A 26,497-nucleotide genomic window follows, 5' to 3' on the forward strand; every position below is an offset into this window, starting at 1 on the left:
AAAGGGATTAGCCGAAGCGGGCCGATCCCTTTTTGTATGTTTACGATTCGCTTGCGATCGCTTCCAGTGCCATGACGATCATGTCGTTGAACGTCGTTTGCCGTTCTTCGGCAGTCGTTTCCTCGCCAGTGAAAATGTGATCGCTGACGGTCAGGATCGACAGGCCGTTGACGCCGTATTTCGAAGCGAGCGTATAAAGCGCGGTCGTTTCCATTTCCACAGCCAGCACGCCGTAATCGCCGAGCTTTTTCACCGGCTCCATGCTTTCCCGATAAAACACGTCGGCTGTCAGCACGTTGCCGACCCGTACAGACAACCCTTTGGCGACTCCGGCATCGTACGCCTTTTTCAGCAAGTCGAAGTTGGCGCATGGCGCGTAGTCAAAACCAGGGAACGTCAGGCGATTCATGTTCGAATCGGTGCACGCTGTCATGGCGATGATCACGTCACGGACGTTGACATCTTTCTGAATGCCACCGCATGTGCCGACGCGAATCAAATTTTTCACGCCGTAATCGCGGATCAGTTCGTTGACGTAAATCGAAATCGACGGGACGCCCATGCCTGTGCCTTGGACAGATACCCGTTTTCCGCGGTACGTGCCAGTAAAGCCGAGCATGCCGCGAACTTGATTGTAGCAGGTCACATCGCCGAGAAACGTTTCCGCGATGTATTTGGCGCGCAGCGGATCGCCTGGCAACAGGATGCTTTCTGCGATTTCACCTGGTTTGGCTTGAATATGTGTGCTCATGATAAGGCCGTTGTGTGGGCGAGCGAGAGCATGGACTACTTTCGTTCTCGTTCCTCACACAGCGGCGTTCACCTCCTTGAATGGGTTAAACGGGAATAGATTGACCGAGCCTTTTGGCGGAAGCAGGTCTTGTGACGGAAAAAACAGCGCAGACAAAGGCCAGAAGCACGAAGATGCCGCCTACCCAAGCCGTGTCCACGACGGAGTAATGCTCAATCACGAAGCCGCCGACAGCCGAGCCGAGCGCGATGCCGATGTGCAGGGCGGAAGTGTTCAGGCTTTGCTGGATTTCGTACGACTCCGGCGCGGTTTCGATCAGGTAGTTTTGCTGGGCTGGTGTAATCGCCCAGCTCAGCATGCTCCAGGCAATCATCACGACCAGGAACAGGTAGAGCGAAAACGTGACGGCCGGAATGAGAAACATCACGATGGCAAACGAAGCGATGATGACGAGAATGCTTTTCGTCGAGCCAAGCTTGTCTGCTGCCCAGCCGCCAATCCCGCCGCCGAATACGGCTGAGATGCCGAAAATGAAGTAGACGATGCTCACCCAGCCCGAGGAAAGCTGCAAAGCCGTTTTTAAAAACGGAGTGAAGTAAGCGTACAGGGTCAAATGCCCGGTCAGCATCAAGACGGATGTCAGTTGAGCGCTGATGATCTTCGGTCTTTTCAGCGTCGCGAGCTGTTCTTTCAGCGGAATCGTGGGTCTTGCCGGAATTTTGGGCAAAAAGGCGTAAATGCCGACGATGGCAGCGAGCGTCAAAACCGAGATGAGCAGGAACGGAGCGCGCCAGCCAAACGAATTGCCGATGACAAGACCAAGCGGAACTCCGAGGACGAGCGAGCCGCTGACTCCCATGAAAATGACGCCGATCGCTCTGGCCCGGTACGCTTCTTTGACAATGGAAGAAGCGATGGTGATGGACAGGACGATGATCAACGAGCCGCTCGCTGCGGAAAAAATCCGCCCAAGCATCAAAACGAAATAAGTAGGACTGAGGAAAGAGATCACGTTGCCGAGCAAAAACACAACTAGCGCCCAGACGTACAAAGACTTCCGCTCGGCTTTCGCCGTCACGGTCAAAAGAATCGGAGCAGATAGCGCGAAAATAATGGAAAACATCGTAATCAGCCAGCCGGCTGTGCTGATGGAGACTTGCAAATCCTCCGCGATGATGTCCAAAATGCCGCCGATGATCAACTCTACCGTACCGACAACAAAGGCAGCGATGGCCAGAATGTATACTTTCATGTTCACGGTGACGAGCAAACCTCCTTTTGGATAAAAGAATGAAGTTACCACAGATATAGTAACCTATAATTTCCGCGATAACAACCCCTTGTAGTAGTAACCTTTTTGTCTCTGTAACAATATTTGACAATAGACTTGCTAGACTCATATAGTAAAAAAGGAAAAAAATAGAGGATTGAGGGGAAGCTTTTGGGGAAATTGTTCTTGTTCTCATTTTTATGGTGGCTGACAGGTAATCCGTTTATTGCGCTGCTCGTCATTTTGCTCGTCCTGTACTTTCTCGATTTGCGCTTTGTCCGGCTGCTGCCCGATATCACCAAGCCGTATCGGCGCTGGAGGCGACTGTCCGCCCTGAACAGCCAGCTTAGGCTAAATCCGCACGATACGCCTGCCAAGCTTGAGGCTGCCCGGCTGCTCATGGAAAAACGGCAGTACACAGAAGCTTTGACCTATCTGGACGGTATTTCTATCGCGATGCAAGATTCGGCTGAATATTTGTGCGACAAAGGAATTTGCTTGCTCAAGGTCGGACGGATGGAAGAAGGACTGGAGCTGATCGGCAAGGCTTTGCAACTGAATCCGCGCGTCCGGTACGGAGAGCCATACCTCATCGTCGGGGAAGAATATGCGAAGCGCAAACAACAGGCAAAAGCGCTGGAATTTTTGGGCGAGCTGGCGAAGATGAACATGTCATCATGCGAGGTATACTTCAAACTCGGCGTGGTGTACGGCGAATTGCAGCAAAAAGACAAGGCGAAAGCGTCCTTTCAGGAAGCTGTGGAAGTCTACCGGGGGCTGCCCTCCTACAAGCGCCGGACGGAAAGACGCTGGGCGTTCCTGGCCTGGCTGCGAAAAACGATCTGATGGTTGCCATTTCCGGCAGCCATTTTTCTTTGTGGTCAGTCACCGCTTCGAGACCGTTCCTCCATAAAAAAAGCAAATCTTTTGCCGATGCTTTTGCAATCCATACCCATAAGCGTTCATAATAGAAGCAATACATTCAGGATGTGATCACGCTTGCAAATCATTGTATATGACCTGGAAACGACACTGACTCATCAAAAAGACAAGATTCCGGAAATCATCGAGATCGGAGCGGCAAAAATTGTTCCCGGACCAAACGGCGTGGAGGTAGACACCTTCCAGAGCTATACGTTTCCGGCCATCGAGCGCAGAATTTCGGAGCGCACCCGCAAGTTCGTCGGTTTGGACAAGGAAAATATGCCGACGTTTATTCCGTTTCGCAAAGGCTTCCATTCCTTTTTGGAGTGGATTGGAACCGATTCGGACTACTACCTGTGCTCGTGGGGCCAGGATGACAAGCGGCTGATGATCGAGCATTGCGCCCGCTTTGGGCTGGATTTCAGCTGGATGCGCAATTACAACGATATTCAGCCCGCGATCAGCATGCTGCTCGCCGACCGCAAGCAGATGAGTCTCAAGGATGCGATCGATTGTGCCGGAATTGTCCAGGAAGGAAGACTGCATTCCGCGCTGGTTGATGCGATACATACAGCTCACCTGTTGATCAAGTACAACAAGACGGTTCACCTGTCGCAAAACACGCCCGAAGAGAACTATAATTTGTCCAGCCCGCTGTACATGACGTGCCGCTCCTGCAAAAAGCAGAAATACTACACGGCTTTCGGCAGGAAAAGCAGAAGGTGCCAGGCATGCTTGCAGCATAAAAAACAGTTGGAGCAAGCAACCGAAACGACGGGGGCACCGAATCACTAGCAAACAGACTGTGCGCAATAGAGGGAGAAGAGAACATGATTCGAGACATGCACGATGGCGACATGAAAGCGGTTGTGGCGATGCTGCAACGCGGGGTGCAGTGGCGCGCGCTGGAGATTGCCGCGATTTTGAAGTCCGCTACCGTGTTCCTGTACGAACAGCAAGGGGAGATTGTTGCCTGCGGCATGTATGATGTCACTTCCTTTGGTGAAGAAGGAACGGCTGAAATTTATGTCTATACGCGCCCTGAGTGGCGAAACCAAGGGATCGGTTCCAGTCTGTTCGACCAGCTTTTTCGGCAGTTGGAACAGCAGGAGAAAAGGGTGACGGCTGTAGCCGCTACTTATCGTGTCGACGAAGGGGAAGCGGAAGCGTTTTTTGCCGGGAGAGGCTTTGTGCCTTTGTGGGGACAGCATCTGATGCAATACAGCGGCGGCATGCTCGCTGAGCCGACGCTTGCGATCAAGCCTTTTGCCGAGGGTGATCTGGAGCGCTACATCCAGTCCCAGAGTGATGCCTACTACGAAGTGCGCAAAGGCATCGACCTGAAGCCGTACCGCTTGACAGATTGCTCCGAGCAAACGATGGAGTCGTGGAAAAAGTGGCTGCTGACGGAGATGAAAGACGATATTCACATGTTTTATGACGAAGCGGGAGCGTTCGTCGGTTCGCTGATCGTCACCCCGCACGGCGAGGCTTACGATGTGTTTGTCGATCCGCTGCATCAAGGAAAAGGCTACGGCAAGCAGCTCGCCGCATTTTTTGTAAACCGGACGCTGGAAAAAGGATTGCAGCCGTATTTGCTGACCGGAACGCACAACAAGCCGGCGATTGCCTTGTATGAACGGACAGGCTTTCAGACTTGCCAGACGATGCTGACGGCAAGACGTCCGTTGTCCTGAAACCATTTTTGCCAATAAAAAAGCCGCACGGTCACGATTGATAGCGACCGGAGCGGCATTTTTTATGCGCTTGCGTTAGACTCCAAGCAACAGCAGGATGATCGAGGTGAGCGAGAAACAGACGCTGATCAGGCAAAGGAAAGCCACGACCTGCTTCGGATTGAGTCCCGTACGCAGCAGGCGGTAGTGAACCTGGCTCGCATCAGCCTGGTAGATCGGCTTGCCTTGCATGAAGCGTTTCATCACGACAAACAAGTTGTCGAAGATCGGGACGCCCAGCGCCAAAATCGGGATGAACAAGGACAGGACGGTTGCCTGCTTGAACGCCCCATCCAGCGCGATCACGGCGAGGATGAACCCGAGAAAAGTCGCTCCTGCATCCCCCATGAAAATTTTCGCGGGCGGCTTGTTGTAGCGAAGGTAGGCGAGAGCGACTCCGACCAGGCTGATCGCCATGATTGCGGAAGTGTTCTGGCCTTTGACGAGAGCCACAACAAACAGGGTGCCGGCAGAAATGGCGGAAAGTCCTCCTGCGAGGCCGTCCATTCCGTCCGAAAAGTTGATGACAGTAGTTACTCCGAATATCCAGAGGATCGTGAGAACGAATTGAAGCCATTCCGGCAACAAAATGTACTCGCCGCTAAGCGGATTGTAGAACCCGGAGAAGGTGATCCCCGACATGTACACAATCACAGCGGCCGACAGTTGGACGATCAGTTTGGGCAGGGCTGAGAAATCTTTGCCCTGGGTTTTGTACCAATCGTCGATGGTGCCGATGGTAAGAAGGAGCAGCGAGCCGATCAATACGGCGACAGTCTGTTCCGGCGACTCTTTGGAAAACAGCAGAAAAGATGCGGCGAACCCGACAAAGATGGCATAGCTGGCCGTGAGCGGAATCGGCTCGCGGTGAATCTTGCGCTCGACGTCTTTCCGGGGCTTGTCCACAAAATCAAGGCGAAATGCCAGTTTGGCCAGCGGTGGAATCAGCACCATGACGATAGCGAACGACAGTACAAACGAAATCGCGTATGTAATCATGACCATCTCCTACGAAAAGACAGCATTTTTTTAGACAAGTCTATTATAGGAAGGATTCCAAATTTTGTCGACTCTTGCTGACGAAGCGTGGGGAGGTACCAAAAAAAGTTGGTACTTATTTCATAGACAACGAAAAAATATAATCCCTTCTAGGAGGGATCAACATGGAATATATGGGCTTATGGTTCATCTTGGGCATCATTTTTATGCTGACGTGGGCGACGAAAAGAATGAATGGCTGGAGCAAGCTCGCTGTGATCGTCTATTACGCGGTTTTGTCATATGTATTTATTGCGCGAAAAGAAGAGATTTACCAGGAGTATCATGCGCTGCCGGTTCCGAAACAGTTTTGGGACACCAATTCGGAATGGGTCGGGTTCATGACGGGCTTTTTCTTTGTTCCTTTCTTGCTGCTGCTGGTGTACAACTACTTCCTTTGGTTCATGGCCGTTTCGGGAACGAAGAAAAAGCTGCTCGTTGCGCTTTCCCTCATCCCGGCAGCTGTTGTGTATATGTGTCTGCTGTTTATCTTTAGCATGTACGGGTATCGTCCGTAGTGAATAACAGTTTTAATGCGTGTTAGATTTTCTTACATAAAATGTGATTTGTTCACTGGCTTTTCTCCGTTCGTCCGCTATGATGGAGTGGAGAGGAACCTGCAAGATACCTCATGAAACGGAGGGTTCAAAGCATGACGCCAGGATTGTCGTATCGAGAAGTGATCCAGCCTTCGGAAGCGGAGCTGCGCGAATTGGCCCGGTTGTTGGTGGACGTCGTGGCGGACGGGGCTTCTATCGGGTTTTTGCCGCCTTTGACGGAGGAAGAAGCGTACAAGTATTGGACTTTGGTCCCGCGCGAACAGGTTGTTGTCTGGGTAGCAGAAAAGGAAACAGGCATCGTCGGAACGATCCAGCTTCAGTTGTCGGATCGGCCGAACGGACTGCACCGGGCCGAGATCGTCAAGCTGATGGTGCATCCTTCGGCACAGCGCCAAGGAATTGGCCGCACGCTGATGTTGCTCGCAGAGGCGCGGGCGATGGCGGAGAACCGCAGCCTGCTCGTATTGGATACGCGGGCGGGCGATCCGTCGAACCAGTTGTATCAGGCGATGGGCTACAAGGAAGCCGGGCGCATTCCCCAGTATGCAAAATCGGCGGACGGAGAACTGCACGACACGGTGATTTACTATAAACAAATCGGCGAATAGCGAAAGGCCAGGCGGACGACAGGAGTCCGCTTTTCTTGATTCAGTTGACAAACCGACCGACGGTTTGTATAGTAAAAGAAAGGAAATGGACTTCCATCATTCATGTTCACAGGAGGAGACTATGTCATCGATCCATCAAAATCCGAGCTTTCAATTGCTGCTTACAGCCACGGAGGAATTGATTCTGGAAAAAGGATGCCAGCAAACGACGTTGCAAGACATCATGAAGCGTTCGGGATTGTCCAAAGGAGCTATTTACCATTACGTAAAAAGCAAGGATGAGCTTTTGGGCTTGCTGCTACAGAGGCGATTTGCTGCGATCAGCCAGCGGTTTTACCAGACTGTGAGGGAAGGGGGAGGGGAATTGGCGGAAGCGTTGGGGACTATTTCGCAGAGCTTGAGTCATGTCCACGACCCGCGCGATGTGACGAACCTGATCCTGATTTACTTGCTGAGCAAACGGGAAGATCCAGTCATTGGCGACATGCTTTCCCGACTGCATGCGGAGAGCATACAAACCTCAAAAGAATGGATCGAGGTGGGGCAAAAAGCCGGAGTGATCCCGGAAAGCCTCGATGCCGAGAAGATCGCCATTCTTTTTACGATGATCACGTACGGTATCAGAATGAAGACGCAAATCGCACCGGAAGCCAAAGGATTGTCCGTCGATGAAGTGCATCAAATCATGCATCAAACGCTGACAAAAAACTAGCAGGGGGGAGTTGTGCCATGCTCATTTTTTCGATCTTCAAAGTGCTCCATATCATCGCCGGATTTACCGCTTTGCTTGTGTTCTGGATTCCTGTCGTCACCAAAAAAGGCGGAAAGGCACATGTTCGCTCGGGCTGGGTGTATGTCTGGGCGATGGGAGCGGTAGCGATCTCGGCTTTGGTCATGGGCATTTGGCGAATTGGCTTTGATCCGCAAAAAACAGGAGAGTCGGTTGCTTTTGCCTGGTTCCTCATTTTTATCGCCATACTGAGCTCAGCAACGGCCTGGTACGGGATTCGCGTGCTCCGCTACAAAAATCGCAAGGCTGCGCACCGCCACGCGATCGACTTGCTGTTTCCTGCCCTGCTGCTGCTTTCGGGAGGCGCCATGAGCCTGTATGGAGCGTCCATCGGTTTTACGCTCTTGACCTGGTTTCCGTTCATCGGGATTTTCCTCGGTGCTTCGCAGCTTTGGTACTGGCTGCGCGCGCCGGGGCGCAAGCTTCACTGGTGGTTCGAGCACTTGGGCGGGATGCTCGGCTGCTGTATTGCGACGATTACGGCTTTTACCGTATTTGGCGCACCGCGTCTGTTGGGGCTTAGCTCGGTTCACCCGCTTGTCTGGTTCATGCCGACAATCGTACTCGTTCCCTGTATCATCGGTTTTTCGCGCTACTATCAAAAGAAATTCAATCAGTCGAAAAGCGTTTGAGCGGAGCGCATGGCGTGCAACAAAATGCTGTGCGCCTGCTCGCAGCATCAGAAAATTTTGCTGGATAGCGTAACTTTCCATATCTTGGGCCGTCTTTACACTTGTACAGATTTTCCCGTGAGAAAGGAAGGTTGTGAATGGCAAAATTGTCTCTTGCTGCCCTCGTTCCGTTGCGTTCAGATATTGCCCACAAAGTTACGGAGTTGGATCAGGAACGTGAAAATAACGCTTTCTGTGTCTATATAAAAGGCGACAAAGCCGAGGAGCCGTCCCGGTCGTTTACGCTGATCACGGAAGAACTGGAGGAAGCCCGCGAAGACTTTCGCCAGATTGACGAGCTGATTCACGGGGCCAACCTCGCGCATCATATTTTGTGGAACAAGCAGGAGATCAGCTTGTTTACCGCGATGCAAACCGCCAAGCATATGCGCAAGGAAGCGGCTTCGCTCAAAAGATACGGCTCGATGAAAAAAGAAGAGCTGAACACAGGCAGGTTTTACAACGGCGGCGAACAGACCATTACCCGCGCCATGTACGATATCGAAAAAGCGCGCGAGAACGGGTTGCAGCTCGAACGAAAGGTCAAGCGTCTGTCCCAGCTGATCGAAGACGAGTGCCACAAAATTTTTCTGGAGTTTCCGCAAGCCGAGAAGTACATTGATTTGGAAGACTAGGCGCATGGTTCATGTGCTTAGCTTAGAAAACGTAGAAAGCTTGGGGCTATGTTTTGTAAGCTGAGTACAGCTCAGCCACAGGAAATCGCGGACAAACGCTTATCCTTGTGCGAGACAAGGACCCCTGTGAGCAGTGCATGCTGCTCATAGAAATGTATGACAGAGCATACCTACAAAAACTATGAGAGACTGAACCAATCGCCAGACGGCTATTCGCCTGCTCGATTACTCGTTCTATACGGCTGGACAACCGCGAACACCGTACTCTCCTTTCTCGTCCCGTTTCCTGTGAATTTTCGCCATGATGAGACCTTCTTGTGTTGTGTGCCAAGGAGGTTTTTTTGCTAGATAAGGAGATGTAACAGGTTTGGCCTGTTGATCGCGGCTGTGGGGGAGGGAGGAAACAGGAGAAACCGCTGTAGGGACTTGGGCCTCTAGCGGGGAAGCATGGACGGCCCGTCTCCGGCGAAAAAGGAAAACCGCGGCAGAAGCAGCGAGATCGAAGAAGCGGACGCACGTTGCCGCTTAAAGGCGTGTTTTCCTTTTTCGCCTGCGCCTCGGAAGGAGTCCCAAAGCCCTTTCACTTGTTTCTCCTGTTTCCTCGGCCAACGGTAAGCTTTGGTCGGATATTGTTTTTTTGGAGGTTGCTCAAGGGCGGAAAATCCAGAGCAGAAATTGAGTAAGTTTTTTCATGAACGGGTTGCAGGAAACGACCGTCTTGAAGAAGACTCTTACTCATGTTTCTGTGCTTTTTTGAAACCCTCGATCACCACCGCCTAAAGTATCGGTGACGCAGACTACAAAATGTCAGCCCAAGCAAGCTTTTTGCATTGGCATTTTTCCTTGAAACTTCCGATGACCACCGCCAGCCCCTGACGAGGAAAGAGACGAATCTGCGAAAGCTCTTTGGGATACCGACCGAGGTTCCGAGGAAAAAGCGAAACACGGTGTTAAGCGTCAACGTGCGTCCGCTTCTCTGAGTCCGCTGCTTTTGACGCGGTTTCGCTTTTTCCCCGGAGCCGTGCAGTCCAGCCCCCAGGGGGTATCCCAAGAAGCTACAGCGATTCGTCTCTTTCCTCGCCACATCTAAAGTATCGATGACGTAAACTGCAAAGCGCTACCCAAGCCAGCTTTTATGTATTTGGCACTTTCCATGAAACCCGCGCCGACCACCGCCAGCTCCTGACGAGGAAAGAGACGAAATCCGCGAAAGCTCTTTGGGATACCGACCGAGGCTTCGAGGAAAAAGCGAAACACGGTTTTAAGCGTCAACGTGAATCTGCATCTGTGAACGAGCTGCTTTTGACGCGGTTTCGCTTTTTCCCCGGAGCCGTGCAGTCTAGACCCCCAGGGGGTATCCCAAGAAGCTACAGCGATTCGTCTCTTTCCTCGCCACACCTAAAGTATCGATGACGTAAACTGCAAAGCGCTACCCAAGCACTTCATTCACTCTCGCCCCGTCTCCTTCCATAATGATTTGAAATGCCATACATATGACTTTGTAATTTTTTCATTATTTCAAATGGTGCTACTATGAAAACGAATACACCATGGCAAGAGACAAAGAGAGGGCAAGGGGGGCGAGCTGTCTTGAAGCAAAAAGCGTTAAGCAGATTGACGGAAATCAATGTATTCGTGCTGTTGCTAGGAATTTTGGCTGTCTGTGTTCTGTTTACCTACTTGATCCCCGCAGGCGAATATGCCCGAATCGACGTGAATGGACGCAGCGTCGTTCAGGCGGATTCTTTTCAGTACACCGCATCATCGCCGATTGGCTTCATGGGCTTTTTGAACAGCATTCATACCGGAATGGTTGATTCCGCCAGCATCATGTTTTTCGTGCTGATTATCGGCGGTTCGTACGGCATTCTCAGTGCGACAGGGGCGATGGAGGCGTTCATTTATTCCTTGACGAAAAAGCTTGGCAACAAGGAAAAATGGCTGATCCCATCGATGATGCTGTTTTTTGCCGCAGGTGGCTCGTTGATCGGGATGTTTGAAGAGACGCTGCCGTACATCGCCATTTTGGTTCCGCTCTGTGTGGCGCTCGGATTCGATGCGATGACAGGTGCTGCCATTGTGCTGGTGGGGGCTTCGGTAGGTTTTACTTCCGCTATCATGAATCCGTTTACGATCGGGATCGCGCAAGGAATTGCCGAGCTGCCGCCTTTTTCGGGGATCGGCTTTCGCATCGGAGTGTTTGTGGTCATGTATGTGGTGGCAGTTATTTTTGTCTACCGCCACGCGATGAAAGTGAAAAAGAATCCGGAGCTTGGCATTTACGGTTTCTACAACCGTGAGAGTGTCCGCGACATGTTTGGCGGAAATGTGGTTTTTGAGCAGCGCCACAAGCTGATCCTGGCTTGCTTTTTGCTCAATCTCGTCACGATTGCCGTAGGCGTGATCGAGTTTGGCTGGTACATCACGGAAATTGCCGGCTTGTTCATCCTGCTCGGGGTCATCGTCGGATTGATTGGCCGTCTGAGCGTCAATGAAATGGTGGACGCTTTCATGAAAGGTGCATCGTCCTTGCTCGCGGGGGCGATGATTATCGGCGTGGCGAGAGCGATTGTCGTCGTGCTGAACGACGGGCAGATCATGGACACGATCCTGTACTATTCGGCAGCGGTCATCCAGGACCTGCCGCCTTCCTTGACGGCTGTCGGCATGCTGGGTTTCCAGACGATTTTAAGCTTTATTATCCCCTCGGGAAGCGGAATGGCTGCTCTCACCATGCCGATCATGACTCCGCTGTCCGAGTTGGTAGGCATCACGCGTCAGACCGCTGTGCTGGCTTTCCAGTTCGGAGACGGCATTTCCAATATCGTGATTCCTGGCATTGCAGTAGCGGGAGTCGGGATGGCGGGCATCTCTTACTTGAGCTGGATCAGATGGCTGTTCCCGCTTCTGCTCATGCAATACGGCATTGCAGTCGTCGCCGTCATATTGGCGCACGCGATTGGCTATGGACCATTTTAAGGAGGAGTGCAACATATGCGGACAATTGTGGAAACAAATCTTACCGAGTGGGCTGTCGCTCACAGACGCCATTTGCATGCTTATCCTGAACTGTCTGGGGAAGAGTATCAGACTTGCGCCTATATCCGGGGCGTGTTGGAAGAACTGGGCATCGAGATTCTCGATTTTCAGCCGCCGAATCTGGTCGGCTATTTGAAAGGGACAGATGGGCACAAGACGATTGCTCTGCGTGCCGATATTGACGCATTGCCGATTGACGAAGAAGGAGACAAGCCGTATTTGTCGACAGTGCCTGGAGTGGCGCACGTTTGCGGACATGACGGACACACGGCTATTTTGCTTGCTGTAGCAAAGTGGATGTCAGAAAACCGGGACGCGGTCAAGGCGAATATTCTCTTTTTGTTCCAATCGTCCGAGGAGATGTCTCCGAGCGGGGCAAAGGCCTTGGTTGAGCAAGGCGCGATCGAGTCGGCGGATGCCGTATTTGGCCTGCATTTGATGTCAGCTCTGCCAAAAGGGAAGCTCGGTTATTCGCATGGCGCGATGCTCGCTTCCTCCGATGATTTTCGCATCACGATCAAGGGGCAAGGCGGGCACGGCTCATCCCCGCACGAAACAGTCGATCCGACGTATATCGCAGGGCATTTGTTGATTGGTCTGCAATCGATTGTCAGCCGGAAAATCAATCCGGTAGAACCTGCTGTCATTTCAGTCGGACAAGTGACCGCCGGATCGAACTACAACATCATCCCGAATGAAGCGGTGATCACAGGCACGATTCGCACGTTTTCCGAAGAGACGAGGCAGTACATTTTCCGGGAAATGAAAAAGCTGGTAGAAGGAATGTGCCTGACGTTCGGGGGAGCGGGAGAAGTCGACTACATTTTGGGAACGCCGCCGCTCATCAATGATAAAAACCTCGGTTTGTTTGCGGAAAAAGTGATTCGCGAAGTGTATGGAGACGAAGTGGCGACGAAAGTAGAGCCAGTTATGGGGGCGGAAGATTTTGCGTTTTACGCGCTGAGCAAGCCGAGTGCGTATTTGCTGGTCGGAATGGGCGGCGCAAAGAGCGCTTTTCCCCATCATCATCCCGAGTTCGACATTGATGAAGAAGAAATCGGGACGGCCATCGACCTGTTCCTGAACTTGGTGAAGCGATTCGCCTGAGGCGACAAAGCACATATGCGGCAAGGCAAGCTATTCTCGTTTGGATAGCTTGCTTTTTTATACAGATAAGAATGTATAAGATGCTTATCCAGTGCAAGTGCAACCAAGGCTTGGCGCAGCCAAGTTTTCTAATGCTTGCCGTGGCTTTTATCCGGCATGCTAATATGGAAGGGAAAGGAAGTGAGCTGACAGTGAAATGGCAAAAAGTCACGCTAACGACAACCATGCTGGAAGAGATGCTGGCCTTTTATACAAGCGTCTTGCAAATGCCGCTTTCCGAGCGTTCGGAGCACTCCTTTTCTGTACGGGTGGGCGACGCTCTGCTCGTTTTTGAACAGGTAGCCGAAAAGCCGTTTTACCACTTTGCCTGCGGGATTGCCGAGACGGCCTTTGACGCTTTAGCCAAAGTGATCCAGCAGCGCGGGCTTGTTTTGCGCGGCAAAGACGGGCAAGAGATCATGCAGTCCTACACATGGAAAGGCAAACAGCTCTACTTTTTGGACCCTGAGGGTAACATCCTGGAAATGCTGGCTTTTCCGAGCGAAGCGAAAACTAGCTGGCTGTCGATCCAGGAAATCGGGATGCCTGTACCTGATGTTCCGACGTACACAGCTTTTTTACAATCAATACCCATTCCGAATGCATTCGAGCCGGAATCAACCACTTTTCGCTTCTACGGCGACCAGGAAGGGGTTCTCGTGCTTGTCAAAGAAAGCCGTCCATGGTTCCCGACAGACAGGGGAGCTTCCATTCATCCGATCTCGGTGGAGGCGGCAAGCGATCCAGGTCAGCCAAGACATTTTCAGTCGCACCCGCAGCTTCCTTACCGAATCACCTGCTGAGTGCTGACTGGTCGATTCGTTCCAAAAGACAGGAGAGCGGCGCTGTGGTACGATGAGGGAAATCTTTTTCAAGAAAGTGTGTTGGACAGATGGAATTGCGTCACCTCCGAACGTTCCAGGTGGTAGCCGAGCAGTTGAATCTGACGAAAGCGGCTGAGCAGCTCGGGTACAGTCAACCAGGAATCACGCTGCAAATCAAGGCACTGGAAAAAGAGATCGGCCGACCGTTGTTCACACGGGTGGGCAGGCAAAACTACCTCACGCCCGCGGGAAAGCTGCTGAAGCATCATGCGGATCGTCTGCTCGCCGTCATGGGGGAGCTGGATGACGACTTGCGGAAGCTGGATATCCCGTATGGCCCGCTGGTCGTCTCCAGCCCGGAGTTTTACTGTACGCGTTACATGCCCGGCATTATTGGGCGCTACTTGAAAGACTACCCGCAAGTTCGCTTGCAAATGATCTCCTGCAACAGTGTGGAGACGACGAAGCTGGTTTGTGCCCATCAGGCGGATGTGGGAATTATAGCGGGCGATTGCCTCAACCCCGATCTGGAAGTCGTCCCGATCGGAGAGGAAGATTTTGTGCTGCTGGCAGCGCCTGAACTGCTTGCAGGGCGCGATAAGCAAACGCTGCTCCACACCGTTCCGTTCCTCAAAGACGGGATGGTCGAAAAGATCGGCGGCAATCTGTATGCCGAAATCGACTTCAAGCCGACTACGATCATCGAGTTCGGCAGCGAAGCAGGGATCAAGCAAGCCGCTCTGAGCCAGACCGGGTGCTGTGTATTGGGCGAGGCGATTGTCGAAGAAGAAATTGCGGCTGGCAAGCTGGTCGTTCTCCACCGTTTTGCCAAAAAACTGCGCACGTCTTTGATCTATTTGAAGGAACGCAATCAGGAAGCAGCGATTCGGGCGTTTGTCGCCATGACGCAGGAGATGTGGGATGACCCGAAAACGTAGCAACGCAACCGGAACTCCATGGGAGCTTTCCGGTTTTTTGTTTGCCCAGCATTTTACGCGAAAACAATTGTATGGTGGCGGAGCAGATTTTATAATAAAGAAAATCAATGAAAAAGCACAAAAAAACTACTTTTCAAAATAAAAACAAACAAAAACAACAAAGTCGGAACTTTCACCAAAGCGCCAGCAGCAGCTTGCGTGGCAAGCTTGGAGCAGTTCGAGACGCAAAGTTCCCGGGGAGGAAGCCAAATGAAAGTCGATTATCACGTCCATCTGGAAGAAGGGCCGTATTCTTTGAGGTGGCTCACCCGCACAGCAGAAGCGTTGCTATTTTTTCAGCAGCCGGACTCTCCCAGACATTCGCTTGCCTGGATGGAGGAAATGACAGCGAGAATAGGCAAAAGAGTCGCGCAAGGCGCGTTCTCCCGCGAGTGGCTGGATTTGTATCGCGTGCGGGCCAAGCAGCTCGGCTTGCAGGAAGTCGGCGTGGTCGATCACCTGTATCGTTTTCGAGAGTTCAAGCCGTACTTCGAGCAGCACATGCATCTCGCAGATGACGAGCTGGGCCGATTGCAGCGCGAGTGGCTCGATCAGGTGTGCACCACCTCGATCGACGAGTTTGTCTCGTTTATTCTCTCCCAGCAACCAGTCTGGGCGGAGGACGGGATCGCTCTGCGCCTTGGCATCGAGGCCGACTACTTTTCCGGGGGAGAAGAGGTGCTCGCTCCGCTCGTTGCCAACTATCCGTGGGATCATGTGATTGGCTCGATTCATTTTGCCAGCGGCTGGGGCTTCGACAACCCGCAGACGCAGGAGCGTTTCCTTGCGATGTCTTTGCTTGATTTGTACGAGGAGACGTTTGCGGTGGTCGGGCAGGCGGTAGCCAGCGGACTTTTTGACATCGTGGCGCATTTGGACAACTTGAAAGTGTTCGGTCATCGGCCGCCAGAAGCCAAGCTTGTTCCGCTCTACAGGCGGATCGCCGGGCTTTTGAAACAGCACGATGTCGCAACGGAGATCAACACAGGGCTGTACTATCGCTATCCGGTAAAGGAAATGTGCCCAAGCGAAAGCTTTTTGCGCATTTTGCGAGAGCATGACGTGCCGATTACGACTTCGTCCGATTCGCACTTTCCCGACCACCTGGGCAGCTATCTGGAACAGGCAAGAAATACACTGAAACAGTCAGGATACCAACATATCGCAACCTTTGAGCAACGAAAAAGGACGCTAGTTTCCTTGTAGACAAGCAGAGCAGGCAGGGATGCATATAAAAGAATCGCGTAAAATCGGGCTTTTTGGCTCGATTTTTCTTTTTCAAAAAATATTTGAAATTTTAAGAACATTACATATATAATAAAAACAAAAACAACTAAAAAACGGGAAAACAAACTAATCACACATGGAATTAGTCTTGTCTTTACCGTCAGGCAGCTTGGAAGGGGAGCATGGATCAGAAACAAAGGGGAGGATTCAGGATGAAAAAGTGGATTGGCTCTATGGTAGTGGGGATTCTAGCGGCTGCTTTGCTGGCAGGATGTGGACAATCCGGAGGTTCGACAGGGGCAAAGTCAGGTTCAGCGGAGCTGACTGTCTATACCGCTCTGGAGGATGACCAGCTGAAAGCGTATGTGGAAGCCTTCAATCGCGCACACCCTGAAATCAAGTTGAACATCGTCAGAGACTCTACTGGTGTCATCGTCGCCAAGCTGATTGCGGAAAAAGACAATCCGAAAGCCGACGTCGTCTGGGGAACCGCGGCGACAGAGCTTTTGGGCGCAGAGTTTCAAGGCGTGCTGGAAGGTTATACGCCAAAAGGAATCGAGCGCATTTCGCCAGAGTTCAAAGATTCCAAAGACCCCGCCCATTGGGTCGGCATCGATGCATTTGAAACCGCTTTTGTCGTCAACACAAAAGAGCTGGAGAAGCGCAATCTGCCCATCCCGAAATCATACGCTGATTTGACCAAGCCTGAATACAAAGGGCTGATCGTCATGCCAAACCCTGCGTCGTCAGGAACCGGATTTTTCACGGTTGCCGCCTGGATCGAGCTGTACGGAGACAAAGAAGCGTGGGGCTATATGGATAAGCTGCACGACAACATCGCGCTGTACACGCACTCCGGCTCCAAGCCTGCGAAGATGGCAGCGGCGGGAGAGTATCCGATCGGCATCTCGTTTGGCTACCGGGGGATTACCGAGAAGAAGAAGGGCGCACCGCTGGAAATCGTCTTCCCGCCAGAGGGGGCAGGCTGGGACGTAGAAGCCAATGCACTCGTGAAAAAAGCCGAGATCAAACCGGAAGCGAAGCTGTTTTTGGATTGGGCGATCTCCGATGAGGCGATGAAGGAGTACAACAAAAACTTCGCGATCATCACGGTCAACAACGCAAGCACGACACTGCCAGAGGGCTACACGAAAGATCCGCTATCCCAACTGATCCACAACGACCTGAACGAGACGGCAAAAGCGCGTCCGGCGATTTTGGAAGAATGGAACAAACGATACAGCACCAAGAGCGAGCCGAAAAGCTGATGAAGGCGTACATGCAACAGCCCATTTCCGACAACAGGCGAAAGGAGGAGCGTATGACAAAGCCATATTTGAGCATCCAAGGCATCCGAAAGACGTTTGGCAAGTTTGTAGCTCTCACATCGATCGATATTGACATCCAAAAGAACGAATTTATTTGCTTGCTCGGCCCAAGCGGCTGCGGGAAAACGACTTTGCTGCGCATACTGGCGGGATTGGAACAGCCAACGGGCGGAAAAATTCTCGTCAATGATCGGGACATTACCACGTTGCCGCCGGCAAAGCGCAACTTCGGGATGATGTTCCAATCGTACGCCCTGTTTCCGAATTTGACGGCGGGACAGAACATCGCATATGGCCTCCAGGCGAAAAAAATGTCTAAAAAAGAGGTGGATGCGAAGGTTCGAGAAGTTTTGGCGCTGATCGATCTGGAGCACATCCGCGACAAATACCCGTCCCAGCTCTCTGGCGGACAACAGCAGCGTGTCGCCCTGGCTCGCGCGATTGCCTTGTCCCCCGACTTTTTGCTTCTGGATGAGCCGTTGTCCGCTCTCGATGCGAAGGTGCGGCTGAAGCTGCGCCGCGAGCTGAGAAGCCTGCACGAAAAGATCGGGATCACGACCATCATGGTGACGCACGATCAGGACGAGGCGCTGACGATGGCTGACCGGATTGTGGTGATGAACAACGCGGAGATCGTTCAGGTAGGCACGCCGCAGGAAATCTACGAAAAACCGAACAGCCCGTTTGTGGCGGATTTTGTGGGCGCGATCAATTTTTTGGAGGAATCCGTCGTCAGCGGCAGTGCGCTCGGGCAAGATCGGCTGTTTGCGATTCGGCCGGAAAACATTAACCTGATGGAGCCGCCAGCCGACTACAGCCTGAGAGCGGTCGTCTCCGACATGGAGTTTCGCGGTTCCTTTTACCGTGTGACGATGCAGTTGATCAATCAGCAAAAGGGACTGCATCCGCAGCTGGTGACGATTGATTTGCCCGTATCCCAGACGCATCGCCTTGGACTTAGGCGCGACAAGCAGGTAGCGTTTGAGCTGCCGCTGGAAAATCTGATCTCGTTTGACCAGGCGGCGGTGGCGAAGAAGACGGGGAGTGATTGACATGAGCACGCGAACCGTCAGACAAAAAATGGGCCGGGATGAGTGGTTGCAGCGGCTGTTGATTGCATGCATCGTCCTCGTGCTGTTCATTACGGTGTTGATGCCGCTTGGCGATTTGTTCAGCAAAGCGTTCATCGATGAAACAGGCGAGTACATCGGTCTGGCCAACTTTATCAAATATTTTGAGACTCCGGCCTTGGTGCAGTCTTTTGTCAATACGATGTACGTTTCCGGCGTCACCACGATCCTGTCTGTTACGCTCGCCTTTTTGTACGCCTTTGCCCTGACGCGGACGAATATGAGAGGGAAAGTATTTTTCCGCTATGTGGCATTGCTGCCGCTGTTTGCGCCGACGATGATGCACGGGATTGCCCTGACGTATTTGTTCGGGAATCAGGGAATCATTACGACCGGGTTTTTCGGAGTCTTTCCCGGATTTGAGGTGGAGCTGTACGGGCCGCTCGGGATCATTTTGTCCGAGTTGTTCTACACCTTCCCGCAGGCGTATTTGATCCTCGCGGTGTCGCTTGCTTTTGCTGACTACAACCTGTACGAAGCGGCGGAGACGATGGGGGCAAGCAAGCTGCGCAAGTTTTTGACCGTGACGCTCCCCAACGTGAAATACGGTCTGGTCAGCGCGATTTTCGTCTGCTTTACGCTCAGCTTTACCGATTTCGGGGCGCCAAAAGTGGTCGGCGGACAATTCAACGTTTTGGCGACAGACATCTACAAGCAAGTGATCGGTCAACAAAATACGACCATGGGGGCTACGGTCGGAATTATTTTGATTCTTCCGGCGATTCTCGCCTTCATCGTGGACCGGATCGTGGAGCGGAAGCAAAACTCATCCGTAAATGCGAAGTCCACGCCGTACAAAATCGTGCCGCAGCGCGGACGCGACAACGCTTTTTTCGTCTATTGCTCGCTGATTACCGCGACGATTTTTCTGATGCTCATCACGGTGATTTTTGCCTCGCTCGTCAAGGTTTGGCCGTACGACCTGACGATGACGGTCACGCACTACGACTTTTCCAAGGTAGCCGGGGAAGGGATGCAGCCGTTCTGGAACAGTGTGCTCGTTGCCTTTTACAGTGCGGTGGCAGGGACGGTCGTCACCTTCATCAATGCGTACCTGATCGAAAAGACGCGCTTCATGAAAGGAATGCGGCAGGTCGGCTACTTCCTGTCCATCTTGCCGCTTGCTTTGCCCGGGCTGGTCATCGGTCTTGCCTACATCTTTTTCTTCAACCATCCCGACAATCCGCTTAACTGGATGTACGGCTCCATCGTCATCCTGATTTTGGCGAACGTGATTCACTTTTACGCGGTGCCGTTTATTTCCGCGACGACGGCGCTGAAAAAACTGGACAAGGAATTTGAGCTTGCCTCCGAGTCGATGGGTGTTCCGTTCTACGTCACCTTCTGGCGGGTGACGGTTCCCATGTCCCTGCCTGCTATCTTGGAAAACGCCGTCTACTACTTCATCAACTCCATGGTTACGATTTCTGCCGTCGTCTTTCTTTACTCAGCCGATTTCAAGCTGGCCTCCGTCTCGATTGTCAACATGGATGACGCGGGCGATGTTGCTCCCGCTGCCGCCATGTCTGTCTTGATCGTACTGACCAACGTGCTGGTGCGGATCATTTACGAGATCGGAACGAAGAAGCTGAGGGAGAAAACGGGGGCTTGGCAAAAAAGATAAAAAGGTGGGAGAAGAGACATGATTCAAGCAGTAATCTTTGACTGGGCCGGAACGACCGTCGACTACGGATGCTTCGCGCCGCTGGACGTTTTCCTGGAAGTATTCAAGAAGCGGGGGATCGAGGTTACGCATGCAGAAGCTCGCGAGCCGATGGGGATGCTCAAATGGGACCATATCGACACGATGCTGAAAATGGACCGGGTCGCGGAGCTGTGGAGAGCCAAGTATGGCAGACTGCCGGAGAAAAAAGATGTCGACATGCTGTACGCCGACTTCGAGCCGATGCTGTTTTCCATCCTGAAAAATTACACGACCCCGATCCCCGGTGTGCTGGAACTGGTGGCGCGGCTGCGGGCGGCAGGAATCAAAATCGGTTCGACGACGGGCTACACAGCCGAAATGATGGCGGTCGTGGCCCCAGAGGCAAAGAAGAAAGGCTACTGGCCCGACTCCATGGTGACGCCGAGCGAGATGCCTGCCGGACGTCCGTTGCCGTGGATGTGCTATCAAAATGCGATCAATCTGGACGTTCACCCGATGAAGCACATCATCAAAGTCGGCGATACGACCAGCGATATAAAAGAGGCAGTGGCAGCGGGAGCATGGGCTGTCGGCGTGATCAAGGGCAGCAGCGAGCTGGGGATGACCGAGCAGCAGGTGAATCAGTGCGACCCGGACGAACTGGCTGACAAAATGGAGGCGGTAGCCAAGCGCTTCAAGTCTGTCGGTGCCGACTACGTCATCGACAGCATTGGCGAACTCGATAAGCTGATTCCGAAAATCAACTTGCGCCTCGCGCAAAAGGAGAGATAAGCGATGAAACTCACACAATTGCCAGATAACCCGTATCTGCTCTTGACTCCCGGACCGCTGTCCACGTCCAAGAGCGTAAAAGCTGCCATGCTGCGCGACTGGTGCACATGGGACAACGAATACAACGATCTGGTGCAGGACATTCGCAAAAAGCTGGTGCGCTTGTCCGGCAACAACCACGACGACTATACAGCGGTGCTGATGCAGGGCAGCGGCAGCTTTTCCGTGGAATCGGTCGTAGGCTCCGCCGTTCCGGCAGACGGCAAGCTGGTCGTGCTGACGAACGGTGCCTATGGAAACCGTTTGGCGCAAATGGCCCAGGTGCTCAAGGTCAACACAATCGTCATCGACTTCGGGGAAGTGGACGAAGCCCAGCCGCACAAGCTGCGGGAACTGCTGGAGCAGGATACAGACGTCACGCACGTAGCCGTGGTGCATTGCGAGACGACGACTGGTATGTTGAACCCGATTGCCGAGGTCGGCAAGGTCGCGAAGGAGTACGGAAAGGTCTTCATCGTCGATGCGATGAGCAGCTTTGGCGGAGTCGCGATGGACGTAGCTGATTTGCAAATCGACTTTTTGATCAGCAGCGCGAACAAGTGCATCCAGGGAGTGCCCGGTTTCGGCTTTATTCTGGCGAAAACCGAGGAGCTGAAAAAGTGCAAGGGGCAGGCGCGTTCGCTCTCGCTCGACTTGTACGATCAGTGGGAGACGATGGAAAAGCACAACGGCAAATGGCGCTACACTTCGCCGACGCATGTGGTGCGCGCCTTTTATCAGGCTCTGTTGGAGCTGGAGGAAGAAGGCGGCGTGGAAAAGCGGCAAGTCCGCTATCGGGAAAATCAGCGGACACTTGTAGAAGGCATGGAAGCGCTTGGCTTCCGCACGCTGCTGCGCCGCGAGCTACAGTCACCGATCATCACTTCGTTCTACTTCCCGGACAGCCCGCAGTTTACGTTTGCCGCTTTTTACGAGCGACTGAAACAGGAAGGCTACGTGATTTATCCGGGCAAAATTTCGGTAGCAGATACGTTTCGGATCGGCAATATCGGGGAGGTCTACCCGCACGACATGAAGCATCTGGTACAGGCGATTGAACGAAACATGTTCTGGTAGGAGCAGGTCATGTCTCTCATAGGGGAAGAGCGCAAGGACACGATCCTGAACATGCTGAACTACGCCGGCAAAGTGCGGACCAACGAGCTGGTGGAGAAGTTGCAAGTATCGTCGGAAACGATCAGAAGGTATCTCGAAGAGCTGGAAAATGAAAATCAGCTCAAGCGCGTGTACGGCGGAGCGATCAAAATCAACTACGACCGCGAGGAGCCGTCTCACCTGATGCGCGAAGTATCGCATGCAGACGAGAAAAGGCGCATCGGCCGAGCGGCGGCAAGCCTCGTGCAGGACAACGATATCATTGTCATAGACGACGGAACGACGACGCTGCACATGCTGCATTTTCTGGTCAATCGCAAAAATTTGAAGCTGATCACGATTTCCGTTCCCGCCCTTAACTTGATGATGGAGTACCACAACAAGGAGATGTTCAGCGGGGAAATCTACTTCATCGGCGGCAGGGTACAGCCGAAGCATTTCCGAACGGCAGGCACGCTGGCTGAAAACATGATGCAAGGCTTTTTCGTCGACAAAGCGTTTATCTCGATTGACGGCATACTGGCCCAGCACGGAATCTCCAGCTATGACTGCGAAAAAGCGATGATTGCCAAGCGGATCATCGAGAACGCCAAGGAAAACATCGTGCTCACCGATCATTCCAAAATCGGGGTAAGCACCTTTTACAAGGTCGCGGATTTGAAGCAAATCGATACGGTCATCAGCAATGTTGCGGCTCCACACGAGTGGCTGCACGAGTTGGACGCAAAAGGGGTCAACTGGATCGTGGCAGATTGAAGCAGGGGCATACACGGAGTGCTCTCTATTTTTTGGACATAGTCACAACTAAAATCAATTAAAAAAACGTAAATACAGAATATTAGCTTGATTACATTTGCTTTTGCGTGTATTTTCAAAAAGAACAGCCTTATTCAGACAGTTTTGACTCGATTGCGAGGGAGAGTGCGATCCAGATGCTAGAAAACGGCTACGCTCTGGGAATGATTGAAACCGTGGGTTTTCCCGCCCTTGTTGCGGCGACCGATGCGGCTGCGAAAGCCGCAGACGTCCGCTGCGTGACCTATCAGGGTGCGGATGCGGGGATTGTCACCATCTATATCGTCGGGGATGTCGCTTCTGTTACGGCTGCGGTGGCGGTAGGCGAAGCGGAGGCAAGAAGAGTGGGCCAGCTTCGCCACTCCCGCGTCATTCCCCGGCCAGACCGCAGTGTGATGCAGATGGTCTTGCAACAGCTGGAAAAGCAAAAGGCCAAAGACCTGCCAAAGCCAGCGGGAAAACAGGCGACTGACAAGCAAAAAAACGATGCGGCAAAAACAGCTACACCAACCAGTAAGGAGGAATAGTCATGGGTGATGCATTGGGAATGGTAGAGACAAAAGGACTGATCGGAGCGGTAGAAGCTGCTGATGCGATGGTCAAGGCGGCGAATGTGAAGCTCGTAGGCAAGGTTCATGTCGGGGGCGGTTTGGTTACGGTAATGGTTCGCGGAGACGTCGGGGCAGTCAAGGCGTCTACGGATGCGGGAGCAGCGGCGGCGGAAAAAGTGGGCGAGCTGGTTTCGGTACACGTCATTCCGCGGCCGCACTCGGATATTGAACTGATTTTGCCAAAGCTGGAGTCGTAGTCGCAACGGTTTGTTGCTGTACGAAACAATCAGATGAATCGCAATCGGCTGAAATGAGGTGGCGTTATCGTGATGCTAGATGCAGATTTGCAATCCGTGCAGGAAGTGCGACAGTGTTTGCAAACCGCCAAGGAAGCGCAAAAGCGGCTTGCCGGGATGAGCCAGGCCCAGATCGACCAAATCGTCCAGAGCATGGCGGAAGCAGCGAGACAAGAGGCAGGACGCCTGGCAGCAATGGCGGTAGAAGAAACGGGATACGGCAAGGCGGCGGACAAGACGGCGAAAAATTTGTTTGCCGCCCAGGACGTCCATCAATCGATCCAAAACATGAAGACGGTCGGGATTATTAATCGCGATGAGCAAAACCGCGTGTGGGAGGTTGCCCAGGCGGTAGGCGTGATCGCCGGAATCGTTCCTTCAACCAATCCTACCTCGACGGTCATTTTCAAAGCGTTGATCAGTGTGAAGGCAGGAAATGCGATTGTGTTCAGCCCGCATCCGCAGGCGGCAAAGTGTACGAAAGAAGCGGCGAGAGTCGTCCAGGCGGCAGCAGAGCGCGCAGGTGCGCCCGCCGGATTGATCTCTTGCCTCACGCAGCCGACTTTGGCCGCCTCCCGGGAGCTGATGCACCACTCCTTGACCGACCTGATTTTGGCGACAGGCGGGACAGCGATGGTGAAGGCTGCCTACAGCTCCGGAAAGCCCGCCTATGGAGTCGGGCCGGGGAATGTGCCCGTCTATGTGCATGCCAGCGCGGACATCCCGACGGCGATCAGGCAAGTGGTCCAGAGCAAAACGTTTGACTACGGAACGATTTGCGCATCGGAGCAGTCTCTCGTCGTCGATCAATCCATCAAGCGCAAAGTCGTGGCGGAGTTGAAGCGGCAAGGGGCGTACTTTTTGGATGACCATGAGACGCGGCGGGTCGCGGCGGTCATTTTGGCGGGGAAAAGCCTCAATCCGGCGATTGTAGGCAAGTCGCCGCAGGCGCTGGCTGAGCTGGCAGGCATACTCGTCCCGGAAGACGCGACACTGCTGGTCGCGGAAGAAACAGGCGTCGGGCTGGACTATCCGTTTTCCGTGGAAAAGCTCGCCCCGATTCTTGCGCTGTACACCGTGGCAGACACCCGGGAGGCGAGCACGCTTTGCAGCAAGCTGCTTGCTTTTGGCGGGCTGGGGCATACGCTCGGCATTCATTGTCGCGATCAGCAAGTCATCGAATCGTTCGTCGTCGACAAGCCAGCGTCGCGCATCGTGGTCAACAGTGGGACGACCTTTGGCGGCATCGGAGCCACTACAGGCATCGCGCCTTCCCTGACGCTCGGTTGCGGTTCGCTGGGAAACAACGTAACGTCTGACAACATCGGTCCGCAGCATTTGTTCAACATCAAGCGGGTAGCGTTCGGCTTGCGGGACATGCAGCTTGCGCAAACAGAAGCGGCGATGCCAGTGGCGGTGGCTGCTGCGGCTGCGCCTGCCATCAGCAGGGATGAGATCGCGGAAATTATTAAAAGCGTCCTGTTGGAACTGCAATCTTCCGGCAGGTAAGGAGGCGTACTAGATGGCAGGAGAAATGGCAGCACTCGGCATGGTTGAGACAAAAGGCTTGATTGGCGCGGTGGAAGCTGCGGACGCCATGGTCAAGGCGGCGAACGTGAAGCTGATCGGGAAAGTGCATGTTGGCGGGGGACTGGTCACGGTCATGGTGCGCGGCGATGTAGGAGCGGTAAAAGCGTCGACGGATGCAGGCGCAGAAGCAGCGCAAAAGGTGGGGGAGCTGAAATCGGTGCACGTCATTCCTCGACCGCACTCCGATATCGAGTCGATTCTTCCCAAGCTGGAAGGATAGTCGCTAACGGATGGCCTTGATCACGGAAACGACGCTGAGGGCCATGCTGAGAACGGGAATCCCCAATCCGTTTTCCGTTCACGTCAACGATAAATTCACCCCGGCTGCATCCGACTTTTTGAAGGGGAGAGGAATCCGCGTGGAGGTCTTGAAGGCGCAGGAGATTCATTCGCAACGGGCGAGCGAGGGCGAGCAGAAGTCAATCCCCGTCGGTGTATCGAACCGCCACATTCATCTGTCGATGGAAGATGTAGAAAAATTGTTCGGCAAAGGCTATCAACTGGCGCCGCTGCGCCCTCTTTCCCAGCCGGGACAGTTTGCCGCTGTGGAAACGCTCACGCTGCTCGGGCCGAAGGGATTGATGAAAGGCGTGCGCATCCTCGGCCCTGCTCGGGGAGTGAGCCAGGTGGAAATCTCCCGCACGGACGGCTTCCAGCTCGGGCTGCATCCGCCTGTGCGGTTGTCGGGGATGCTGGAGGAGACGCCGGGCATTACGCTGATCGGCCCTGCTGGCTGCGTCGTTCTGGAAAAGGGGGTCATCGTAGCGAAGAGCCATGTGCACATGTCGCCAGAGGATGGCAGGCGTTTTCAGGTGAGCGACCAAGATACGCTGATGCTGCAAACAACGGGCGAACGCCCTGTCATTTTTCCGGAAGTGACAGTCAGGATCAACCCGAGGTACGCCCTCGATTTTCATCTCGATCTGGATGAAGCCAACGCGGCCAGCTTGAAGACGAATGATCAGGTGCTCGTCATCGGAAAAAACGGAAAGCTTGATGGAACGGCAGGGAGGTGAGGA

At 53.2% G+C, this 26,497-nt stretch carries 29 protein-coding genes; 25 read left to right on the top strand and 4 right to left on the bottom strand.

Annotation, left to right across the window (positions count from 1 at the left end; genetic code table 11):
- Positions 1-40: 40 nt before the first annotated feature.
- The gene (deoD, locus tag IRJ17_RS10730; RefSeq protein WP_122964681.1) at positions 41-751 is read right to left on the bottom strand and encodes a purine-nucleoside phosphorylase; all 711 of its coding nucleotides are present in this window, start codon (positions 749-751) and stop codon (positions 41-43) included.
- Between the two features lie 85 nt (positions 752-836).
- Positions 837-2,009, bottom strand: a complete 1,173-nt coding sequence (locus IRJ17_RS10735; protein WP_122964682.1) for an MFS transporter — start codon at positions 2,007-2,009, stop codon at positions 837-839.
- A gap of 183 nt (positions 2,010-2,192) precedes the next feature.
- Here IRJ17_RS10735 and IRJ17_RS10740 point away from each other — a divergent pair, with 183 nt between their 5' ends.
- The 3 genes from IRJ17_RS10740 (at position 2,193) to IRJ17_RS10750 (ending at position 4,642) form a co-directional block, all read left to right on the top strand.
- The gene (locus IRJ17_RS10740; protein WP_242774608.1) at positions 2,193-2,867 is read left to right on the top strand and encodes a tetratricopeptide repeat protein; all 675 of its coding nucleotides are present in this window, start codon (positions 2,193-2,195) and stop codon (positions 2,865-2,867) included.
- Positions 2,868-3,020: 153 nt separating this feature from the next.
- Positions 3,021-3,740, top strand: coding sequence for a 3'-5' exonuclease (locus tag IRJ17_RS10745; RefSeq protein WP_122964684.1), 720 nt, complete (start codon positions 3,021-3,023; stop codon positions 3,738-3,740).
- A 35-nt stretch (positions 3,741-3,775) separates the two neighbouring features.
- The gene (locus IRJ17_RS10750; RefSeq protein ID WP_173597595.1) at positions 3,776-4,642 is read left to right on the top strand and encodes a GNAT family N-acetyltransferase; all 867 of its coding nucleotides are present in this window, start codon (positions 3,776-3,778) and stop codon (positions 4,640-4,642) included.
- Between the two features lie 75 nt (positions 4,643-4,717).
- On the opposite strand, the gene IRJ17_RS10755 is transcribed toward IRJ17_RS10750, so the two are convergent.
- Positions 4,718-5,686: an MraY family glycosyltransferase gene (locus tag IRJ17_RS10755; RefSeq protein ID WP_122964686.1), complete on the bottom strand. Its 969-nt coding sequence runs from the start codon at positions 5,684-5,686 to the stop codon at positions 4,718-4,720.
- A gap of 158 nt (positions 5,687-5,844) precedes the next feature.
- On the opposite strand from IRJ17_RS10755, the gene IRJ17_RS10760 reads away from it, so the two are divergent.
- The 5 genes from IRJ17_RS10760 to IRJ17_RS10780 all read left to right on the top strand — a co-directional run bounded on the left by IRJ17_RS10760 (position 5,845) and on the right by IRJ17_RS10780 (position 8,983).
- Positions 5,845-6,237: a hypothetical protein gene (locus IRJ17_RS10760; RefSeq protein WP_122964687.1), complete on the top strand. Its 393-nt coding sequence runs from the start codon at positions 5,845-5,847 to the stop codon at positions 6,235-6,237.
- A 134-nt stretch (positions 6,238-6,371) separates the two neighbouring features.
- On the top strand, positions 6,372-6,887 hold the full coding sequence (locus IRJ17_RS10765; protein ID WP_122964688.1) for a GNAT family N-acetyltransferase: 516 nt from the start codon (positions 6,372-6,374) through the stop codon (positions 6,885-6,887).
- A 121-nt stretch (positions 6,888-7,008) separates the two neighbouring features.
- Positions 7,009-7,599 (top strand): TetR/AcrR family transcriptional regulator, encoded by a 591-nt coding sequence (locus tag IRJ17_RS10770; protein ID WP_122964689.1) that lies wholly within the window; start codon positions 7,009-7,011, stop codon positions 7,597-7,599.
- A 17-nt stretch (positions 7,600-7,616) separates the two neighbouring features.
- Positions 7,617-8,309: a DUF2306 domain-containing protein gene (locus IRJ17_RS10775; RefSeq protein WP_063230009.1), complete on the top strand. Its 693-nt coding sequence runs from the start codon at positions 7,617-7,619 to the stop codon at positions 8,307-8,309.
- Positions 8,310-8,446: 137 nt separating this feature from the next.
- Positions 8,447-8,983, top strand: a complete 537-nt coding sequence (locus IRJ17_RS10780) for a hypothetical protein (protein ID WP_063230010.1) — start codon at positions 8,447-8,449, stop codon at positions 8,981-8,983.
- 434 nt (positions 8,984-9,417) lie between these two features.
- On the opposite strand, the gene IRJ17_RS10785 is transcribed toward IRJ17_RS10780, so the two are convergent.
- Entirely contained in the window at positions 9,418-9,567 is a 150-nt protein-coding gene (locus IRJ17_RS10785; protein WP_242774610.1) for a hypothetical protein, read from the bottom strand.
- A 949-nt stretch (positions 9,568-10,516) separates the two neighbouring features.
- On the opposite strand from IRJ17_RS10785, the gene IRJ17_RS10790 reads away from it, so the two are divergent.
- The 17 genes from IRJ17_RS10790 (at position 10,517) to pduL (ending at position 26,494) form a co-directional block, all read left to right on the top strand.
- Positions 10,517-11,962, top strand: coding sequence for a YfcC family protein (locus IRJ17_RS10790; protein ID WP_242774613.1), 1,446 nt, complete (start codon positions 10,517-10,519; stop codon positions 11,960-11,962).
- 15 nt (positions 11,963-11,977) lie between these two features.
- Positions 11,978-13,129, top strand: a complete 1,152-nt coding sequence (locus tag IRJ17_RS10795) for a M20 metallopeptidase family protein (protein ID WP_242774616.1) — start codon at positions 11,978-11,980, stop codon at positions 13,127-13,129.
- A gap of 191 nt (positions 13,130-13,320) precedes the next feature.
- Complete coding sequence (locus tag IRJ17_RS10800) at positions 13,321-13,971, top strand: VOC family protein (protein ID WP_173597600.1); 651 nt, start codon at positions 13,321-13,323, stop codon at positions 13,969-13,971.
- A gap of 89 nt (positions 13,972-14,060) precedes the next feature.
- Entirely contained in the window at positions 14,061-14,930 is an 870-nt protein-coding gene (locus IRJ17_RS10805; protein ID WP_242774619.1) for a LysR family transcriptional regulator, read from the top strand.
- A complete protein-coding gene (locus IRJ17_RS10810; protein WP_242774622.1) occupies positions 14,914-15,072 on the top strand; it encodes a hypothetical protein in 159 nt (52 codons plus the stop codon). The genes IRJ17_RS10805 and IRJ17_RS10810 overlap by 17 nt, the downstream gene beginning before the upstream one ends.
- A gap of 107 nt (positions 15,073-15,179) precedes the next feature.
- Positions 15,180-16,175, top strand: coding sequence for a histidinol phosphate phosphatase domain-containing protein (locus tag IRJ17_RS10815; RefSeq protein ID WP_217022300.1), 996 nt, complete (start codon positions 15,180-15,182; stop codon positions 16,173-16,175).
- Between the two features lie 233 nt (positions 16,176-16,408).
- Positions 16,409-17,464, top strand: a complete 1,056-nt coding sequence (locus IRJ17_RS10820) for a putative 2-aminoethylphosphonate ABC transporter substrate-binding protein (RefSeq protein ID WP_122964694.1) — start codon at positions 16,409-16,411, stop codon at positions 17,462-17,464.
- A 53-nt stretch (positions 17,465-17,517) separates the two neighbouring features.
- Positions 17,518-18,576, top strand: coding sequence for a putative 2-aminoethylphosphonate ABC transporter ATP-binding protein (locus tag IRJ17_RS10825; protein ID WP_122964695.1), 1,059 nt, complete (start codon positions 17,518-17,520; stop codon positions 18,574-18,576).
- A 1-nt stretch (position 18,577) separates the two neighbouring features.
- Positions 18,578-20,278, top strand: coding sequence for a putative 2-aminoethylphosphonate ABC transporter permease subunit (locus tag IRJ17_RS10830; protein ID WP_242774625.1), 1,701 nt, complete (start codon positions 18,578-18,580; stop codon positions 20,276-20,278).
- An 18-nt stretch (positions 20,279-20,296) separates the two neighbouring features.
- Positions 20,297-21,091 (top strand): phosphonoacetaldehyde hydrolase, encoded by a 795-nt coding sequence (gene phnX, locus IRJ17_RS10835; RefSeq protein WP_122964697.1) that lies wholly within the window; start codon positions 20,297-20,299, stop codon positions 21,089-21,091.
- Between the two features lie 3 nt (positions 21,092-21,094).
- Positions 21,095-22,207: a 2-aminoethylphosphonate--pyruvate transaminase gene (phnW, locus tag IRJ17_RS10840; RefSeq protein ID WP_122964698.1), complete on the top strand. Its 1,113-nt coding sequence runs from the start codon at positions 21,095-21,097 to the stop codon at positions 22,205-22,207.
- Positions 22,208-22,216: 9 nt separating this feature from the next.
- Positions 22,217-23,002 (top strand): DeoR/GlpR family DNA-binding transcription regulator, encoded by a 786-nt coding sequence (locus tag IRJ17_RS10845; protein ID WP_122964699.1) that lies wholly within the window; start codon positions 22,217-22,219, stop codon positions 23,000-23,002.
- A gap of 176 nt (positions 23,003-23,178) precedes the next feature.
- A complete protein-coding gene (locus IRJ17_RS10850) occupies positions 23,179-23,568 on the top strand; it encodes a BMC domain-containing protein (protein WP_122964700.1) in 390 nt (129 codons plus the stop codon).
- Positions 23,569-23,570: 2 nt separating this feature from the next.
- Positions 23,571-23,849, top strand: coding sequence for a BMC domain-containing protein (locus IRJ17_RS10855; protein ID WP_122964701.1), 279 nt, complete (start codon positions 23,571-23,573; stop codon positions 23,847-23,849).
- Positions 23,850-23,918: 69 nt separating this feature from the next.
- On the top strand, positions 23,919-25,397 hold the full coding sequence (locus tag IRJ17_RS10860) for an acetaldehyde dehydrogenase (acetylating) (protein WP_122964702.1): 1,479 nt from the start codon (positions 23,919-23,921) through the stop codon (positions 25,395-25,397).
- Positions 25,398-25,410: 13 nt separating this feature from the next.
- On the top strand, positions 25,411-25,698 hold the full coding sequence (locus tag IRJ17_RS10865) for a BMC domain-containing protein (protein WP_122964703.1): 288 nt from the start codon (positions 25,411-25,413) through the stop codon (positions 25,696-25,698).
- A 10-nt stretch (positions 25,699-25,708) separates the two neighbouring features.
- On the top strand, positions 25,709-26,494 hold the full coding sequence (gene pduL / locus IRJ17_RS10870; RefSeq protein ID WP_242774628.1) for a phosphate propanoyltransferase: 786 nt from the start codon (positions 25,709-25,711) through the stop codon (positions 26,492-26,494).
- Positions 26,495-26,497 lie beyond the last annotated feature (3 nt).

It is taken from the genome of Brevibacillus parabrevis (genome assembly GCF_022701015.1).
GTDB classification, from domain to species: domain Bacteria; phylum Bacillota; class Bacilli; order Brevibacillales; family Brevibacillaceae; genus Brevibacillus; species Brevibacillus parabrevis.